The sequence below is a fragment of the Gluconobacter sp. P1D12_c genome (genome assembly GCF_018812105.1).
GTDB classification, from domain to species: domain Bacteria; phylum Pseudomonadota; class Alphaproteobacteria; order Acetobacterales; family Acetobacteraceae; genus Gluconobacter; species Gluconobacter oxydans_A.
The window spans coordinates 1-669 of the sequence record NZ_JACSIQ010000124.1 but is presented as its reverse complement, the minus strand read 5'-3'; the positions used below and the strand labels follow the sequence as shown (position 1 = coordinate 669).

Genomic DNA, 669 nt, shown 5'->3' with positions numbered 1-669 from the left:
GTATTTTGGCATGCAATATGGAATCGTTCGTTAGTTTTCATAATTTTCCTCCTTCTATAACTTCAAGATTAAATCCCGGCTTTGGTATTGTAGAAAGTTCTTCTTGTGTAGCACGACTACCTACTTCAGCAACGTGGCGGTTCATGTAGTAGCGGACAAGACCCGGCCCTCGCATACCGGCTACCTTTTCGCGCTCGGAGAAAATCGCACCGAACTTCACCAGTTCATTCATGATGGCTGTAACTTCGTTGACCCGAATTCCGACTTTTTCGGCGAKTTCTTCGCGGGTTAGCATGATCTGTCCGGTATGTGGGAACAGGTGGTCGAACAAGAGCGTCCAGACGTCCACGGCCTTCATTGGACGTTTACTGTTCTTCATTAGCCACAAGGTGACAGCACGGTTCTGTGCGGGACGGATCATAACAAACGGCTCCGTTGTTCCGGGGGCTGGGGTAGTAATGCGTTGAACGGTGACCATGACCCGGCCAAGGGCATCATGGTCAAAATCGGGATTGTCAAAAAACGGCAAAAGGGCTTGGCGAACCTGTTCGGCCTGATCTTCACGAAGCCGATCTTTTGGGGTCTTGAGACGGGTCATGTTCCGCATGTGGGAAACCTCTGTATGAGTGCCGAATAGGTCGCACACTGTGCGACTTTATGGTCGCACAG

General features: G+C 50.4%; 1 protein-coding gene. It reads right to left on the bottom strand.

Annotated elements, in window-relative coordinates; translation table 11 throughout:
* Positions 1–37: 37 nt before the first annotated feature.
* Positions 38–598 (bottom strand): hypothetical protein, encoded by a 561-nt coding sequence (locus KP705_RS15900; RefSeq protein ID WP_252348425.1) that lies wholly within the window; start codon positions 596–598, stop codon positions 38–40.
* Between the last annotated feature and the right edge of the window lie 71 nt (positions 599–669).